The following is a 14,008-nucleotide window of genomic DNA, read 5'->3' on the forward strand; positions in this document are numbered from 1 at the left end:
CGGAGGTGCCATCGCAACGAACACCTGCACCAGGCACCGGCAAGACGCTGTCATGCCTTGCCTAGGTCAGCGCCTGCTTGAACACCGCCAGCGTGCGGTCCCAGGCCAACTGGGCCGACACCGGGTCATAGCGCGGCGTCGTGTCGTTGTTGAAGCCATGCTGGGTGCCGGCGTAGACGAACTGCTCGTAGCGCACGCCGGCGGCCTTCAACGCCGCCTCATAGGCCGGCCAGCTGGCGTTGACGCGCTCGTCGTTGCCCGCATAGTTCAGCAGCAGCCGCGCCTTGATGCGCGGCACATCCTCCAGCGCCGGCGCGCCGCCGTAGAAGGGCACGGCCACGGCCAGCTCCGGCACCTGTGTGGCCACGTAGTTGGCCAATGAGCCGCCCCAGCAGAAACCGACGACGCCGAGCTTGCCGTTGGCATCCGGCAGCGTCAGCAGGCCACGCGCCGCGGCAATGATGTCGGCGCGCGTCCTGGCCGCGTCCAGCTTGCCGAAAAGTTCGCGCGCCTTGTCCTCGTCGCCCGGATAGCCGCCCAGCGGCGCCAGTGCATCGGGCGCATAGGCGACGTAGCCGGCCAGCGCGACGCGGCGCGCGATGTCCTCGATATGCGGGTTCAGGCCGCGGTTCTCGTGCACGACCAGCACGGCCGGCAGCTTGCCCGCGGCGCTCGCCGGCTTGGCCAGATAGCCTTGCACCTTGCCGTTGCCCTGCGGCGAATCGAAAGCCTGGCGGCGCGTGACCAGGCGCGGGTCATCGGGCTTGACCTGCTGGGCCGCCGCGAAATCGGGGCTCAGCGCGGCGAGCAGGGCCGCGGCGCCGGCCGGGCCGCCCGTGAAGGCGGTCGCCTGTTCCAGAAAGCCGCGCCGGCTCAGGTCGCCATGCACATAGCGGTCGAACAAGGGCCAGGCCTGGGCGGGGATGTCGTTCGGAGGGGTCATCGCCGGTGTCCTTATGCGTCGGAACTCCAACTTTAGTGGGACTACCCCGCAAGAAGTGAATATCGATATCGCGAATGGTTCGACGACAGATGCGGCCGCGCTTCGCAGAATCGCGCCGCATGAACTTCCAGCAGCTCCGCTCCGTCCGTGAGGCCCAACGCCGCGGCTTCAACCTGACCGAAGTCGCCCAGGCCCTGCACACCTCCCAGCCCGGCGTCAGCCGCCAGATCCGCGAACTGGAGGAGGAACTCGGCATCGAGCTCTTCGTGCGCGTGGGCAAGCGACTGACCGGCCTGACCGAGCCGGGCGAGCAGGTCCTGCCTGTCATCGAGCGTCTGCTGCTGGAGGCCGAAAACCTCAAGCGCGCCGCCGATGACTTCGCCCAGGCCGGCAGCGGCCGCCTGCGCATCGCCGCCACCCACAGCCAGGCCCGCTATGCGCTGCCGCCTGCCGTGCGCGACTTCCGCGCCCATCACCCCGATGTCAGCCTGCACCTGCAGCAGGGCTCACCGCAGCAGATCGCCCGCCTGCTGCTGGATGGTGAAGCGGACGTCGGCATCGCCACCGAGGCGCTGGCTCAGTACCCCGAGCTCGTCGCCCTGCCCTGCTACCGCTGGACCCACTCGGTCGTGGTGCCGCCCGGCCATCCGCTGCTGGAAGGCCCGCTGACCCTGCCGCGGCTGGCCCAGTTCCCCATCGTCACCTACGAGCCCGGCTACACCGGCCGCTCCCACATCGACGAGGCCTTCGCCGCCGCCCAGCTGTCGCCCCACATCGTGCTGAGCGCCATGGATGCCGACGTCATCAAGACCTATGTGGAACTCGGCCTGGGTGTGGGCATCGTCGCCGCCATCGCCTTCGACGAGGAGCGCGACCGCCACCTGCGCGCCATCGACGCCCGCCACTTGTTCGAGGACAACATGACGCGGCTGGCCGTGCGCCGCAGCGCCTATCTGCGCGACTACATCTATGAGTTCATCCAGACCTTTGCCTCGCCGCTGAAGCGGGAGGTCGTGGACGCTGCACGCCACGAGCTGCCCCCGGTTGCCGCCGAACCTGTGTTGGCCTGGTCAAAGGCTGCATGAGCTTGCGCGAACTCCTTCTTTGCTGACGCCTGTCCTCATCCCTAGAGTGAACCGCTCCACCCCTAACTCAAACACCATGCGCCGCCTTCTCACCGCTCTCTCCCTCGCTCTCGCCGCCACCGGCGCCTTTGCCCAGACCTCCCTGCTCAATGTCTCCTACGACCCGACGCGCGAGCTCTACCAGGACTTCAACAAGGCCTTCGCGGCGCAATGGAAGGCCAAGACGGGCGAGACCGTCAGCATCAAGGCCTCGCACGGCGGCTCGGGCAAGCAGGCCCGCGCCGTCATCGACGGGCTGGAGGCCGATGTCGTCACCCTGGCCCTGGCCTATGACATCGACGCCATCGCCGACCACAAGCTGCTGCCGCTGGACTGGCAGAAGAAGCTGCCCAACAACGCCAGCCCCTACACGTCGACCATCGTCTTCCTGGTGCGCAAGGGCAACCCGAAGAAGATCAGCAACTGGCCCGACCTGGCCCGCAGCGGCGTCGAGGTCATCACGCCCAACCCCAAGACCAGCGGCGGTGCGCGCTGGAACTATCTGGCGGCCTGGGGCTATGCGCTGAAGAACGGCGGCACGCCGGACTCGGCCAGGGACTTCGTCAAGCGCATCTATGCCAACACCAAGGTGCTGGACTCGGGTGCCCGTGGCTCGACGACGACCTTCGTCGAGCGCGGCATCGGCGACGTGCTGATCGCCTGGGAGAACGAGGCCTATCTGGCCGTCAAGGAACTCGGCCCGGACAAGTTCGAGATCGTCACGCCCAGCGTCTCCATCCTGGCCGAGCCGCCGGTGGCCATCGTCGACAAGGTCGTCGACAAGCGCGGCACGCGCAAGCAGGCCGAGGCCTATCTGAACTACCTCTACAGCCCCGAGGGCCAGGAGATCGCGGCCAAGAACTACTACCGCCCGCGCGACGCCAAGGTCGCGGCCAAGTACGCCAAGACCTTCGCTCCGGTCAAGCTCTTCACCATCGACGAACTCTTCGGCACCTGGCGCCAGGCGCAAAAGACGCACTTTGACGACGGCGGTGTGTTCGACAAGATCTACACGCCGGGGGCGAAGTAAGCGCACCAGCGCCGTCAAAAGCGCAGATGGTCAACAACCTCCAGCGGGTAGTGACGCAGAAAGGCCCGCCGGAGTGCTCCTTCCGCGACAGCTCGCTCGAACATCTGCGTCAGCAGCGCCAGATCGGCGGAATCGAGATTGCGCCTGGCCAGGTAGACACCGCTCTCCATCAGCGGCAGGCTCTCCAGCAACTCGATGCGAAAGGCCGTCTGCGACAGCGGCATCCGCGGCGCCAGGTCCAGGGCACCCTGCCCCGTCACATAGGGCAGCAGCGTGAAATCAGCGCGGCCCGCCCGCAGCATGCGGCTCAGCGCCTCGATGTCGGGCACGACATCGGCGCGTTTCTCCACCAGCAGCTGGTCGACGAAATCGCCATAGGCCGGACCGAAGTGGTAGCCGCGCACGAAAATGCCGCGCAGGCTCTTATCAGCGAGCAGCCGCCTCAGGTCGGCCGGCACCGGCGCACGGGCGCGTAGCGTCGCCACAGCCACACCCTGGCGGCTCAAGGGCACGAAGAGATGGGTCTGGTCGCGCTCGGGTTTGCGCAGCGCCGGCAAATAGAGATCGCCGTCCTGCGCATCGAACACCGTTCGGGCAGCGCGCGCACGCGGCACGACGCTGAACCGGAATTCGCATCCGACCAGGACGCCACGCTCGCGCAGCAGTTCCGGCAGCACGCCCTCGACGCGCTCGTCCTCGACGAACACCAGCCGGCCCGCCGGTGACACCGGCACATCGATCACGCGCGAACAGCCCGCCTCGGCAGCCGAGGCGACCCAACCGAGCGTCACCAGCGCCAGCCCTACCCTGAGCGGAATTCGACGACCGCCTTGCATGCGCCGACATTACTGCCTGAGTGCGCTGACAGCAAGCCTGCGAGTCCAGGGCGTGCATCGGCTGCACGCCCGACTGGCTCAGCGGCGTCGACATCGCCAGGTCATTCCGCCCAGGACGGCCACACCGGCCAGCAGCAGGGCCGACGGCGCGGGCTCCGGCACGGCGGTGGTCACGGTCGTCAAGGTCACGTCGTCGATAAGGGTGGCTGACGCACTGCTGCCATAGATGGTGAAGCCCGTCAGCGGGTTGATTCACGTTGGGGCAGGTTCCGGCTACTGCCGCGGACCTTGGCTGCCGCAATGTGGCCAGCGCGGGTATCCGGCATGTCTGCGAAATATCACCACCTCGACACAAAGCGCCCTGCCCATGCGGGCCAGGCTACAAACCAGCAACATGAGGTCGGCCGACAGACACATTAGGGGGGCGACGGGTCTGCTAGCCTGCTGGAGTCAACCTCGGGCCAAGGCCGGTCGTTGGCCCCGGATTCAGCCCGAAAGGCCTGCCTGCGATGAAAGCCTTGCCCCGCCTCGCACTCTGTGCCGCCGCCTTGCTGGCCGGTTGTGCCGGTACCCCGCACCAGGTGCCCGGTGCCCACAGCGCCGCCGCCAACGCGCTCTGGCTGGACCGTCTCACTTGGGGCGCCAGCAGCGCCGACCTCAAGACCGTGCAGGCCAATGGCCGCGAGGCCTGGCTGGATGCCCAGCTCAAACCCGTCGATCCAGCGGTATTGCCCGAGGCCGCCAAGACACAGATCCAGGCCCTTTCCATCAGCCAGCAACCCTTGCTGCCCCTGGTGCAGCAGATGGAAGCCCAGCGCAAGGCCGCCGACGCGCTGACCGATGACGCGGCCAAGGTCGAGGCACAGAAGAACTACCAGCAGGCCCTGACCAAGCTGGCCCGCGAGGCCTCGACGCGGCAGCTGCTGAACGCGCTGTACTCGCCCAACCAGGTGCAGGAGCAGCTGACCTGGTTCTGGTTCAACCACTTCAACGTCCACCAGTACAAGAACAATCTGCGCGTCATGGTGGGCGACTACGAGCAGGGCCTGCGCGAGCGGGCCCTGGGGCGCTTTCGCGACCTGCTGGGCTACACGGCCCACCACCCGGCCATGCTGCGCTATCTCGACAACGAGCAGAACGCCGCCAACCGCATCAACGAGAACTACGCCCGCGAGCTGCTGGAGCTGCACACCCTGGGCGTTGGCGGCGGCTACAGCCAGCGTGACGTGCAGGAACTGGCCCGCGTGCTGACCGGGCTGGGCGTGAACCTGACCGACAACAAGCCCAAGCTCAAGCCGGCCCAGGAAGCCCAATACCGCCGCGACGGGCTGATGGAGTTCAACCCGGCCCGGCACGACTTCGGCGAGAAGAAACTGCTCGGCATCACCGTCAAGGGCCAGGGCGAAGCCGAGCTGGACCAGGTGCTGGACCTCCTGGCTAGGCATCCGAGCACGGCGCGCTTCGTGTCGCGCAAGCTGGCCCAGTACTTCGTCGCCGACGAGCCGCCGCCGGCCCTGGTGGAGCGCATGGCCGAGCGCTGGCAGCAGAGCGACGGGCGCATCGCCGAGGTGCTGCGCGCCCTGGTCGGCTCGCCCGAGTTCGAAGCGTCGCTGGGTCGCAAGTTCAAGGACCCCACGCATTACGTCGTCTCGGCCGTGCGCCTGGCCTATGCCGACAAGGTCGTGCTGAACACCGGCCCCATGATCGGCTGGCTCTACCGCCTGGGCCAGGCGCCCTACAACCGCCAGACACCCGACGGCTATGCCATGGACGAGAGCGCCTGGGCCGGCCCCGGCCAGATGACGACGCGCTTCGAGATCGCCCGCGCGATCGGCAGCGGCAGCGCCGGCCTCTTCAAGGTCGAGGGCGAGGCCAAGGACCGCCCCGCCTTCCCGCAGATCGCCCACCCGCTCTACTACGAGGGCATTGCGCCGCGCCTGGCCGCGCCGACGCAGCAGGCCCTGGCCCAGGCCACCTCGCCGCAGGAATGGAATACCTATCTGCTGGCCTCCCCCGACTTCATGCACAGGTGATGTGATGGACCGACGCCTTCTGCTCCACCTCGGCCTGGGTGCCTCTCTGCTGCCCACCCAACTGTGGGCCGCCACGCCCGAGGCACCAAGGCTGCTGGTCGTCTTCCTGCGCGGCGCCTATGACGCGGCCAATCTGCTGGTGCCGACCTCGTCGAGCTTCTATTACGAGGCCCGGCCCAATATCGCCATCGCGAAGTCGGCCGCCCTGCCGCTGGACGCCAACTGGGGCCTGGCACCGGCCCTGGCCGACAGCATCCACCCGCTGTGGGGCAAGGGCCAGGCCGCCTTCGTGCCCTTTGCCGGCACCAACGACACGACGCGCAGCCATTTCGAGACCCAGGACCACATCGAGCTGGGCCAGGCCGACGAGGGTTCGCGCGACTTCCGCAGCGGCTTCATGAACCGCCTGGCCGGCGTGCTGGGCGCAGGCTCGCGCCTGGAGGCCATGGCCTTCACCGACCAGGTGCCGCTGATCCTGCGCGGCAATCTGCCCGTCGCCAACCAGGCCCTGCGCGACCTCGGCAAGCCGGCCATCAATGCGAGCCAGGCCCAGGTCATCGCCGGCATGTATGCCAACACGCGCATGGCCAACACCGTCAGCGGCGGCTTCGAGGTGCGCGACGAGGTGTCCAAGGAGATGGCCGGCGAAATGGAAGCTGCCAGCCGAGGTGCCATCGCAGCCAAGGGCTTTGCACTGGAGGCACGCCGCATTGCACGCCTGATGCGCGAGCGCGTGACCCTGGGCTTCATCGACGTCGGCGGTTGGGACACCCATGTGGGCGAAGGCGGCGCGACCGGCCAGCTCGCCACCAAGCTCGGCGAGCTGGGCAGGGGCCTGGCGACCTTCGCCGACGAGATGGGGCCGCAGTGGAACAACACCGTGGTCGTCGTCGTCAGCGAGTTCGGCCGCACCTTCCGCGAGAACGGCAACCGCGGCACCGACCACGGCCACGGCAGCGCCTACTGGGTGCTGGGCGGCGGCGTGAAGGGCGGCCGCATTGCCGGCGAACAGCTGGAGGTCAAGGCCGCCACGCTGTTCCAGAACCGCGACTACCCGGTGCTCAACGAGTACCGGGCCCTGTTCGGCGGTCTGTTCAGGCGCATGTACGGCCTGAACGACGCGCAGCTGGCCCAGGTCTTCCCCGGGGCCAGTGCACGCGATATCGGCCTCGTTTAAGGCGCTTGCTTCAGGCCGACTTGGCCCAGCGGTCGACGACCGCCTTCACGCGCTCGCCGAAATGGCGGGCCGTGGCGATATCGCCCGGCACCATCTCTTCGGCCGAGGCATCGCTGGGGGTCTGGGTGATGAGGCCGGCGTAGCCACCGAGGTTGTTGACCTCGTCGCGCGTGGCGGCCTTGTGGTTGGGCGCCTTCAGGCCCATGCCGACCCAGATCATGCCGTGCTGCTGGCTGAGCGTATGCAGGTACTGGATGGTGCCCTGCTTGTCGCCATTCAGCGTGGCCGAGTTGGTGAAGCCGGCGGCGATCTTGTCCTTCCAGACCTGGGCATACCAGGGCTTGCTGCTGGCGTCGGCGAACTTCTTGAACTGCCAGCTCGCGCCGCCCATATAGGTCGGCGTGCCGAAGATGATGCCGTCGGCCGCGGCCAGCGAGGCCCAGTCGGCTTCGGTGATATTGCCTTCGGCGTCGATGGCAATCAGCTGCGCGCCCGCCGCGCCGGCAACGGCCTCGGCGACCTTCTTGGTGTGGCCGTAGCCGGAGTGGTAGAGAACGACGATCTTGCTCATGGAGGACTTCCTCTGTGGGTGGGGGAATGGGAAAACTCAGGCGGCCAGGTCGAAGACCAGGACTTCGGCGTCGCGGCCACCGGTCAGGGCGAGGCGCGATGTTTCGCGAAGCTGCAAGGCATCACCCGCCGTCAGGTCTTGCCCGTTTGCGGTAAGCGCGCCGCGAATGAGATGCACATAGGCGATGCGACCTGGGGCCAGGTTCAGTTCGGCAGATTCGCCGCCGTCGAACAGGCCGGCATAGAGCTTCGCGTCGGCATGGATGGTCACCGCGCCCTCGGCGCCGTCATTGGCCGCCACGAGGCGCAGCTGGCCGCGCTTGGAGCCGGCGTCGAAATGCTTCTGTTCGTAGCTCGGCGCGATGCCGCGTGCATCCGGCTGGATCCAAATCTGCAGGAAATGGGTCGTCTGGTCCTTGGCATGGTTGAACTCGCTGTGCAGCACGCCGGTGCCGGCACTCATGCGCTGCACATCACCGGGGCGGATGACGCCCGCCTCCTTGCCGTTTTGCGCCGCCCCACTCTCGCCATTGCCCATGCTGTCCCTGTGGGCCAGTTCGCCGGACAGCACATAGCTGATGATCTCCATGTCGCGATGGCCATGGGTGCCGAAGCCGGTGCCCGGGGCGATCTTGTCCTCGTTGATGACGCGCAGCGGCCCGAAGCCCATGCGGGCCGGGTCGTAGTAGTCGGCGAAGGAGAAGCTGTGAAAGGACTTCAGCCAGCCGTGGTCGGCGTAGCCGCGGTCACTGGACTTGATGAGTTGGCTCTTCATGCTGGGCTCCTTGCTTGTTGGCGATGTAGTCAATGTAGGAGTCGCTGCCGCGGCAATCGATGAGCCCGCCTCGGGGACACCATTCAAATAGACTGAACGCATGTCGACCTCCCAGGACAAGCGCCGCGCCCTCACCCCCGAGGCCCTGGCCATGATGGACACCATCGCCCGCACCGGCAGCTTTGCCGCCGCGGCCCGCGAGATGGGGCGCGTGCCCTCGGCCCTGACCTATTCCGTGCGCCAACTCGAGGATGCGCTGGACGTGCTGCTCTTCGACCGCAGCTCGCGCCAGGCCGTGCTGACCTCGGCCGGCCAGGAGCTGCTCGTCGAGGGCCGGCGACTGCTGCAGGAACTGGACGCCGTGGCCAATCGCGTGCGCCGCATCGCCACCGGCTGGGAGAGCGAGCTGACCCTGGCCGTCGACGACGCCATCGCCCGCCGCGCCCTCTTCGACCTGATGGAGGAGTTCTACGCCCAGAAGACCGAGGGCGGCGGCCCGCCGCCGACGCGGCTCAAGCTGCGCATCGAGGTGCTGGCTGGCACCTGGGAAGCCCTGCTCAACGGCCAGGCCGACATCGCCATCGGCAAACGCCCCGAACAGCCCACCAGCAGCATCGTCTGCGAGCCCGCCGGCGAGATCGAGTTCGTCTTCTGCGTGGCGCCCCACCACCCCCTGGCCGGCGCGCCCGAGCCGCTGACGGCGGCCCAGATCTCCGACCACCGCATCATTGCCGTGGCCGACAGCGCCCGGCAACTGCAGGCCATCACCATCGGCGTGTTGCCGGGCCAGGACGTGCTGACCATGCCGTCGCTGGCCAGCAAGCTCGAAGCCATGCTGCGCGGCCTGGGCTGCGGCTCCCTGCCGGCGCCCATGGTGCGCCGGCACGTCGAGGCCGGCCGCCTGGTGCAGAAGGCCACCTACGAGGGCCGGCGCGTCAGCGCCATGAGCTATGCCTGGCGCGACACCGGCCAGGCGCCGGGCAAGGCCGTGGCCTGGTGGCTGGACAAGCTGCGCGGCGCGGCCACCCAGCGGGCCCTGCTCGAACAGCACGAGGGCCTGCTGCTCTGATGGGCGGATATCGCGGCCGCTTCGCGCCCTCGCCCACCGGCCCGCTGCATGCGGGCTCGCTGGTGGCCGCGCTGGCGAGTTGGCTGGACGCCCGTGCCCATGGCGGCCAATGGCTGGTGCGCATCGAGGACGTCGACGGCCCACGCTGCCCGCCGGGCATGGCCGAGCTCATCCTCGGACAGCTCGACGCCCTGGGGTTGCAGCCCGACGAGCCACCCGTCCGGCAATCGCACAGCGGCGATCTGTACCAGGCGGCGCTGGACCGCCTCATCGCGTCCGGCCACGCCTATGGCTGCGCCTGCACGCGTGCCGAGATTGCCGCGGCGGCCGGCCCCCGAGCCAAGCATGGCGAGCTGGTCTACCCGGGCACCTGCCGCAAGGGCACGAACGGCCGGCCGGTACGCGCCTGGCGCTTTCGCGTCGAGGGTCATGTCGACTGGCTGGACCGCCGCCTGGGCGCGCAGTCACAGGACCTTGAGACCGAGGTCGGCGACTTTGTCTTGAAGCGCGCCGACGGCCTGTGGGCCTACCAGCTCGCCGTCGTCGTCGACGATGCGGACCAGGGCATCACCGACATCGTCCGCGGCGAGGACCTGGCCGACAACACGCCGCGCCAGATCGCGCTGCAGCGCGCTCTGGGCCTGCCCACGCCGCGCTATCTGCACACGCCGCTGGTGCTGGCCGAGGACGGGCACAAGCTGTCCAAGCAGAACGGGGCGGCGGCCCTCGATCTGCGCGATCCGGCGGCTCGGCTGCGCGAGGCGGCCCATCGCCTGGGGATGCGCTTGCCGCAGGGGCCGCTCGGCGTCGAGGATGTGCTGGCCGGCGTGGTGTCGAGATGGGAAGCGCTGGTGAGGGATTCAGCGGGTCAACGTTAGCGGCGAGCAGGAACAGGCTCAACCCTGCGCCAACTGATCCCACACGGGCCTGACCTCAACCGTGGCGACAGCAGCCATCGGGTGTAGGGCTGCGACCTCGAGAGCGAGGTCGAGACTGGCGCACTGAATGAGTTCATACGCACACATTTGTTCGCGTGAGCGCGAGAAAGGCCCGGAAGAATGGCCGATCCTTCCATCCCTCACGCGCACGGTGACGGCCTCAGAGGCGGGCCGTAGCGGGTTGCCCTGGACTCGAATACCGCGAGCCTCCATCGACTTGATCCAGTTCATGATCTCCGCGATGAGGCGCTCCGTGGGTGCGAACCCGTCGTCGTGGGCCATGATGAGCAGATAGTTCATGCGTCTCTTTCGAAGCGGCAGGGCAAAGACGCCCTGGGACATGACGAACAAGGGGCTGAGAAATCGACATCGAGACCTCACCGGCGACGAAACGACCGTCCCCGGCCAGGAGGCGACAATCCAAGGCTTTCCCCACAGCAAGGATTCCCCCATGAACACCACGCCCAGCGGCCTGCAGTTTGAAGACACCGTCGAAGGTGACGGCAAGCAGGCGGCGGCCGGCCATGACGTCACGGTCCACTACACGGGCTGGCTCTGGGTCGACGGCGCCAAGACGAGCAAGTTCGACTCCAGCAAGGACCGTGGCGACCCGTTCGAGTTCGAACTCGGCGCCGGCATGGTCATCAAGGGCTGGGACGAAGGCGTCCAAGGCATGAAGATCGGCGGCAAGCGCACGCTGATCATCCCGGCCCAGCTGGGCTATGGCGCGCGCGGCGCCGGCGGCGTCATTCCGCCGAATGCAACCCTGTGCTTTGATGTCGAACTGCTCGGCCTGGCCGGCGGCCCCGAGCCCGTCGAGCTGAACCTGCACACCACGTCCACCGGCCTGCAGTATGAGGACCGCATCGTCGGCGACGGCGCCGAGGCCGCCAAGGGCCAGCGCGTGTCGGTGCACTACACCGGCTGGCTGTTCAAGGACGGCATGAAGGGCAAGAAGTTCGACTCCAGCAAGGACCGCGGCCAGCCCTTCAAGTTCCGCCTCGGCGGCGGCGAAGTGATCGCCGGCTGGGACGAGGGCGTGCAGGGCATGAAGGTCGGCGGCACGCGCATGCTGGTGCTGCCGCCCGAGCTGGGCTATGGCGCCTACGGTGCCGGCGGCGTCATCCCGCCCAATGCCACCCTGCTGTTCGAGGTCGATCTGCTGGCGGTTTGACCGTAGTCAAATCAGGGGACGACGGCGCTGCTGACAAGCGCCTGTCATTCGCAGATGCTGTGATCCAGACTCCACGTTCCAGCTCACACCATGTCGATCGATCAACGCCGTTTCCCCCGCGTCGAGTTCTTTCTCGTTCCTGAAGAGCATGAGCAGCTGCCGGTCTGGGTCATCAAGCCCGAGGGGCTGGCGGAGGCGCGCGGCGGCGTCGTCGTCAACCTCAGCGAGGCGGGCCTGCAGATCCTGGCCGCCGCCGAGCCGCCGCTGGATGCCCAGCACTATGAGCTGCGTCTGCTGCTCGGCGAGGACGAGGGCGTGCCCCTGTTCAGCGCCGACGTGCGCCGCGTCTGGACGCGGCCGCTGAGCCGCATCGTGCAGCTCGGCGGCTTCGAGTTCGAAACCGCCAACTCCCAGGCCGAGGAGTTCCTGCTCGCGCAGACGGCCCATGTCACGGCGCGCAAATGGGTGCGCTGCGTGCTCGTGGAGCGCATGACGGCTCTCGCCTAGGCGGGCATACAACGGCCCTCTGGCGGGCCGTATCAGACTGGGTTAGCGTGGCCGCGGGGCAGCATCGCCCCGCCACCGGTCACGCCCATGCTCGAACCCGGCCACCTGCTGCGCTACTGGACCGACAGCCAATGGGCCGCCAATGTGCTGATGCTGATGCATCTGCTGGGCGCCATGGTGCTGGGCCTGCTGCTGGGCTATGAGCGGGCCTACCACGGCCGTGCGGCCGGCATGCGCACCTACGCCCTGGTCTGCATGGCCTCCTGCGCCGTGACCATCCTGGTCGGCTATCCCGACCAATGGTTTGGCGGCCACATGGCCGGCGGCCCGCTGCCGCAGTTCATCGATCCGACGCGGGTCATCCAGGGCGTGGTGACCGGCATCGGCTTCCTGTGCGCCGGCGTCATCATGCGCGAGGGCATGAACATCTCCGGGCTGACGACGGCGGCCTCGATGTGGGCGGCCTCGGCCATCGGCATCGTGCTGGGCATGGGCTTTTATTTCGCGGCCATCGCGCTGACGCTGCTGTGCGCGACGCTGATGATGTGGGGCGCCAAGCTGGAGAGCCGCCTACCCTCCCACCCGGCCATCGCGGTGACGCTGCGCGGTGAATCGGGCCGGCGCTTCACCCAGGCCGAGCTGGCCGAGTTCGCCGACGGCCTGGGGTACCGGTTCGCTCCAGGCTCATTGAGCATCGAGAAGCAGGGCGATCATGAAGAGTGGCGCTTTGTCTGCACCGCCAAGCAAAACTTCAAGGGCCAGACGCTGTGCCGCTTTACCGGCCGCCTGCATGAGCTGCAAGGCGTGGCCGGCTACCGGGTCACGCACGCCCGCAACTAGAGCAGGCTGACAGCCGCCAGGTTCAGCAGCGAGGTCTCGCGCATCAGCCGTACGAAGTCAGCCAGAAAGGGCTTGGCTGCGAGGCTGGGTGTGCTGACCGCATAGAGCCGCCCCGTCAGCCCCGCCTCGCCGATGCGCTGGCGCGCCACATAGCCGCGCGCCAGGTAGTTCTCCACCGCCCACAGTGGCAGGGCCGCGATGCCGCGGCCGCTCGCCACCAGCTGCAGCATGGCCACCGTCAGCTCGCTGGTGCGGCGCGGCGGCGCGATGCCGGCGGGTTGCAACACGCGGCGCACCAGGTCCAGCATCTCGTCCGGCACCGGGTAGGTGATGAGGGTGTGGTCGGCAAAATCGGCCGCCTCCAGCCACGGCTTGGCCAGCAGCGCATGACCCTTGGGCAGCAGCGCCACGATCTCGAAGCTGAACAGCGGGTGCACGACGACACCGGCCTCGTCCGCATCGACGTCGGACACGATGGCCAGCTCGGCGCGGTCCTGGTGCAGCAGGCCGACGGGGTCGGCCTGGAAGCCCGACACGATGTCCAGCTCCACCTCGGGCCAGCGTTCGCGGAAGGCGTCCATGGCCGGCATCAGCCAGTCGAAGCAGGTGTGGCACTCGACGGCGATGCGCAGCTGGCCGGCCGAACCGTCCACCAGCCGGCGCACATCGCGGTCGGCCTCGTCGACCTGCGGCAGCACGGCATCCGCCAGCTTCAACAGCCGCTGGCCGACAGCACCGAACGCGAGCGGGTTGCTCTTTCGCGCGAACAGCTCGGCGCCGTAGTGCTCCTCCAGGCCCTTGAGCTGGTGGGACAACGCCGATTGCGTCAGGTTCAGCAACTGCGCCGCACGGGACAGATTGCCGGCCTCGCGCAGGGCGACCAGGGTGCGCAGATGGCGCAATTCCAGCGGCGTTTGCATGAGCAGAACTGTTGATGAACCCAAAAACGTTTCGTTTGATTCATTGTGCCTGAGGGGCGAGCATCACGAACG

General features: G+C 68.0%; 16 protein-coding genes and 1 pseudogene. 10 read left to right on the forward strand and 7 right to left on the reverse strand.

Annotated elements, in window-relative coordinates; all coding sequences use genetic code 11:
* Positions 1-61: 61 nt before the first annotated feature.
* Positions 62-943, reverse strand: coding sequence for a dienelactone hydrolase family protein (locus J2X20_RS03125; RefSeq protein ID WP_310260715.1), 882 nt, complete (start codon positions 941-943; stop codon positions 62-64).
* A 119-nt stretch (positions 944-1,062) separates the two neighbouring features.
* Here J2X20_RS03125 and J2X20_RS03130 point away from each other — a divergent pair, with 119 nt between their 5' ends.
* Together J2X20_RS03130 and J2X20_RS03135 are read left to right on the forward strand one after the other, a co-directional pair.
* Complete coding sequence (locus J2X20_RS03130) at positions 1,063-2,028, forward strand: CysB family HTH-type transcriptional regulator (RefSeq protein WP_310260718.1); 966 nt, start codon at positions 1,063-1,065, stop codon at positions 2,026-2,028.
* A 76-nt stretch (positions 2,029-2,104) separates the two neighbouring features.
* Positions 2,105-3,097: a sulfate ABC transporter substrate-binding protein gene (locus tag J2X20_RS03135; protein WP_310260721.1), complete on the forward strand. Its 993-nt coding sequence runs from the start codon at positions 2,105-2,107 to the stop codon at positions 3,095-3,097.
* 14 nt (positions 3,098-3,111) lie between these two features.
* On the opposite strand, the gene J2X20_RS03140 is transcribed toward J2X20_RS03135, so the two are convergent.
* Positions 3,112-3,933 (reverse strand): hypothetical protein, encoded by an 822-nt coding sequence (locus J2X20_RS03140; RefSeq protein WP_310260724.1) that lies wholly within the window; start codon positions 3,931-3,933, stop codon positions 3,112-3,114.
* A 78-nt stretch (positions 3,934-4,011) separates the two neighbouring features.
* Positions 4,012-4,107 (reverse strand): PEP-CTERM sorting domain-containing protein, encoded by a 96-nt coding sequence (locus tag J2X20_RS03145; protein WP_310265088.1) that lies wholly within the window; start codon positions 4,105-4,107, stop codon positions 4,012-4,014.
* Positions 4,108-4,442: 335 nt separating this feature from the next.
* Between J2X20_RS03145 and J2X20_RS03150 the strand changes: the two genes are divergently transcribed.
* Both J2X20_RS03150 and J2X20_RS03155 read left to right on the forward strand, forming a co-directional pair.
* Positions 4,443-5,966 (forward strand): DUF1800 domain-containing protein, encoded by a 1,524-nt coding sequence (locus J2X20_RS03150; RefSeq protein WP_310260727.1) that lies wholly within the window; start codon positions 4,443-4,445, stop codon positions 5,964-5,966.
* A 4-nt stretch (positions 5,967-5,970) separates the two neighbouring features.
* Positions 5,971-7,143, forward strand: a complete 1,173-nt coding sequence (locus J2X20_RS03155) for a DUF1501 domain-containing protein (RefSeq protein WP_310260730.1) — start codon at positions 5,971-5,973, stop codon at positions 7,141-7,143.
* Between the two features lie 10 nt (positions 7,144-7,153).
* Here the strand turns inward: J2X20_RS03155 and J2X20_RS03160 are convergent, their stop codons facing one another.
* Positions 7,154-7,714, reverse strand: a complete 561-nt coding sequence (locus J2X20_RS03160) for a flavodoxin family protein (RefSeq protein ID WP_310260733.1) — start codon at positions 7,712-7,714, stop codon at positions 7,154-7,156.
* Between the two features lie 36 nt (positions 7,715-7,750).
* Positions 7,751-8,488, reverse strand: a complete 738-nt coding sequence (locus tag J2X20_RS03165; RefSeq protein ID WP_310260736.1) for a pirin family protein — start codon at positions 8,486-8,488, stop codon at positions 7,751-7,753.
* Between the two features lie 100 nt (positions 8,489-8,588).
* Here J2X20_RS03165 and J2X20_RS03170 point away from each other — a divergent pair, with 100 nt between their 5' ends.
* Positions 8,589-9,557, forward strand: coding sequence for a LysR family transcriptional regulator (locus tag J2X20_RS03170; RefSeq protein WP_310260739.1), 969 nt, complete (start codon positions 8,589-8,591; stop codon positions 9,555-9,557).
* Entirely contained in the window at positions 9,557-10,435 is an 879-nt protein-coding gene (gluQRS, locus tag J2X20_RS03175; RefSeq protein ID WP_310260741.1) for a tRNA glutamyl-Q(34) synthetase GluQRS, read from the forward strand. Before J2X20_RS03170 ends, gluQRS begins: the two co-directional genes overlap by 1 nt.
* An 18-nt stretch (positions 10,436-10,453) precedes the next feature.
* Here the strand turns inward: gluQRS and J2X20_RS03180 are convergent, their stop codons facing one another.
* A complete protein-coding gene (locus J2X20_RS03180) occupies positions 10,454-10,795 on the reverse strand; it encodes a YciI family protein (protein ID WP_310260744.1) in 342 nt (113 codons plus the stop codon).
* A gap of 151 nt (positions 10,796-10,946) precedes the next feature.
* Here J2X20_RS03180 and J2X20_RS03185 point away from each other — a divergent pair.
* The 4 genes and pseudogenes from J2X20_RS03185 to J2X20_RS03200 all read left to right on the forward strand — a co-directional run.
* A pseudogene (locus J2X20_RS03185) lies at positions 10,947-11,291 on the forward strand (FKBP-type peptidyl-prolyl cis-trans isomerase); the annotation flags it as partial.
* Between the two features lie 30 nt (positions 11,292-11,321).
* Positions 11,322-11,669 (forward strand): FKBP-type peptidyl-prolyl cis-trans isomerase, encoded by a 348-nt coding sequence (locus J2X20_RS03190; RefSeq protein WP_409034152.1) that lies wholly within the window; start codon positions 11,322-11,324, stop codon positions 11,667-11,669.
* 90 nt (positions 11,670-11,759) lie between these two features.
* Positions 11,760-12,176, forward strand: coding sequence for a PilZ domain-containing protein (locus tag J2X20_RS03195; protein ID WP_310260748.1), 417 nt, complete (start codon positions 11,760-11,762; stop codon positions 12,174-12,176).
* A gap of 87 nt (positions 12,177-12,263) precedes the next feature.
* Positions 12,264-13,016 carry an MgtC/SapB family protein gene (locus J2X20_RS03200; protein WP_310260751.1) on the forward strand — a complete coding sequence of 251 codons (753 nt, stop codon included), beginning with the start codon at positions 12,264-12,266 and terminating at the stop codon, positions 13,014-13,016.
* Here J2X20_RS03200 and J2X20_RS03205 read toward each other — a convergent pair.
* Positions 13,013-13,936 (reverse strand): LysR family transcriptional regulator, encoded by a 924-nt coding sequence (locus J2X20_RS03205; RefSeq protein ID WP_310260753.1) that lies wholly within the window; start codon positions 13,934-13,936, stop codon positions 13,013-13,015. The genes J2X20_RS03200 and J2X20_RS03205 overlap by 4 nt on opposite strands.
* Between the last annotated feature and the right edge of the window lie 72 nt (positions 13,937-14,008).

The organism is Roseateles saccharophilus (assembly GCF_031458095.1).
Taxonomy (GTDB): domain Bacteria; phylum Pseudomonadota; class Gammaproteobacteria; order Burkholderiales; family Burkholderiaceae_C; genus Pelomonas; species Pelomonas saccharophila_A.

Coding starts and splice junctions, on each gene's coding strand:
- J2X20_RS03125 (WP_310260715.1), bottom strand. CDS start 943: ATGACCCCTCCGAACGACATCCCCGCCCAGGCCTGGCCCTTGTTCGAC.
- J2X20_RS03130 (WP_310260718.1), top strand. CDS start 1,063: ATGAACTTCCAGCAGCTCCGCTCCGTCCGTGAGGCCCAACGCCGCGGC.
- J2X20_RS03135 (WP_310260721.1), top strand. CDS start 2,105: ATGCGCCGCCTTCTCACCGCTCTCTCCCTCGCTCTCGCCGCCACCGGC.
- J2X20_RS03140 (WP_310260724.1), bottom strand. CDS start 3,933: ATGCAAGGCGGTCGTCGAATTCCGCTCAGGGTAGGGCTGGCGCTGGTG.
- J2X20_RS03150 (WP_310260727.1), top strand. CDS start 4,443: ATGAAAGCCTTGCCCCGCCTCGCACTCTGTGCCGCCGCCTTGCTGGCC.
- J2X20_RS03155 (WP_310260730.1), top strand. CDS start 5,971: ATGGACCGACGCCTTCTGCTCCACCTCGGCCTGGGTGCCTCTCTGCTG.
- J2X20_RS03160 (WP_310260733.1), bottom strand. CDS start 7,714: ATGAGCAAGATCGTCGTTCTCTACCACTCCGGCTACGGCCACACCAAG.
- J2X20_RS03165 (WP_310260736.1), bottom strand. CDS start 8,488: ATGAAGAGCCAACTCATCAAGTCCAGTGACCGCGGCTACGCCGACCAC.
- J2X20_RS03170 (WP_310260739.1), top strand. CDS start 8,589: ATGTCGACCTCCCAGGACAAGCGCCGCGCCCTCACCCCCGAGGCCCTG.
- gluQRS (WP_310260741.1), top strand. CDS start 9,557: ATGGGCGGATATCGCGGCCGCTTCGCGCCCTCGCCCACCGGCCCGCTG.
- J2X20_RS03180 (WP_310260744.1), bottom strand. CDS start 10,795: ATGAACTATCTGCTCATCATGGCCCACGACGACGGGTTCGCACCCACG.
- J2X20_RS03195 (WP_310260748.1), top strand. CDS start 11,760: ATGTCGATCGATCAACGCCGTTTCCCCCGCGTCGAGTTCTTTCTCGTT.
- J2X20_RS03200 (WP_310260751.1), top strand. CDS start 12,264: ATGCTCGAACCCGGCCACCTGCTGCGCTACTGGACCGACAGCCAATGG.
- J2X20_RS03205 (WP_310260753.1), bottom strand. CDS start 13,936: ATGCAAACGCCGCTGGAATTGCGCCATCTGCGCACCCTGGTCGCCCTG.